Below are 829 nucleotides of genomic sequence, written 5' to 3' on the forward strand. Positions count from 1 at the left end.
GACACGCTTATCAGCCTGTTTCACATCACCGACGACGAGCAGCGCAAGCTGCGCACGCTCATCAGCCGGGACATGGCCGCAGAGCGCCACAGCGAGCGCGAGAAAGCCCGCAGACGTGCCGCTGGGGCTGTCGATCGTGCTTCCTATCTGGAAGCAGCCAGCGCCAAGCAGGCGCAGGCTTTGGCCCTCAAGGCGCAGGGTCTGAGCGTGCGGGCCATTGCTGCACAGATGGGCATTAGCAAGACCGCTGCCGGGCGCTACATCGCAGAGCCGGGAGAGTGTCCCAAGTCCATGCGTATTACAGGCGGGGAGGGCTGATCGTGAGGTGTTCAAAGTCCGTCCGTATTACTAATGGCGGAGCCTTCCGGGCGGGTGTCCCAAGTCCATGCGTATTACTAATGGCGAAGCCTACGCCCGGCGCGTAGCGCCTGCCTTTGAGTAGCGCCTGCCTTTGAGTAGCGCCTGCCTTTGAGTAGCGCCTGCCTTTGAGTAGCGCCTGCCTTTGAGTAGCGCCTGCCTTTGAGTAGCGCCTGCCTTTGAGTAGCGCCTGCCTTTGAGTAGCGCCTGCCTTTGAGTAGCGCCTGAACGGCGCGGCCCCCTCGTCCAGTTCATCGGGTGGCTGTCATGAGTCGCGCCCGTCGATCCTTTCCGCCCGCGCTGCTGGATTCGTTGCGGGCAATGACGGTGCAGGAAACGCTAGACCGGCTGGGCCTGTACTGGAAACGTGAACCTGGCTTTGTGCCGGTGAAGGAGGGGTTTGGGGAGCAATGGAACCAAAAACCAACGTAAGCCCTACCAACGCTTTTCGGTGTCTTCTTCCCAGGCGCCC

General features: G+C 61.8%; 2 protein-coding genes. Both read left to right on the top strand.

Translation table 11 applies throughout. The annotated features are described in order from the left end of the window. Nucleotides 1–318 (top strand): hypothetical protein (locus tag OKC40_RS22660; protein WP_442865917.1); only part of this gene is annotated, 318 nt, incomplete at its 5' end. A gap of 306 nt (nt 319–624) precedes the next feature. Further along, nucleotides 625–789: a hypothetical protein gene (locus OKC40_RS22665; RefSeq protein ID WP_153302083.1), complete on the top strand. Its 165-nt coding sequence runs from the start codon at nt 625–627 to the stop codon at nt 787–789. Nucleotides 790–829: the final 40 nt, after the last annotated feature.

The organism is Aeromonas sp. QDB11 (assembly GCF_027705265.1).
Taxonomy (GTDB): Bacteria; Pseudomonadota; Gammaproteobacteria; order Enterobacterales; family Aeromonadaceae; genus Aeromonas; species Aeromonas allosaccharophila.

Excerpts from the sequence above, each read along its gene's own strand:
- OKC40_RS22665 (WP_153302083.1), top strand. The coding sequence starts at position 625 with ATGAGTCGCGCCCGTCGATCCTTTCCGCCCGCGCTGCTGGATTCGTTG.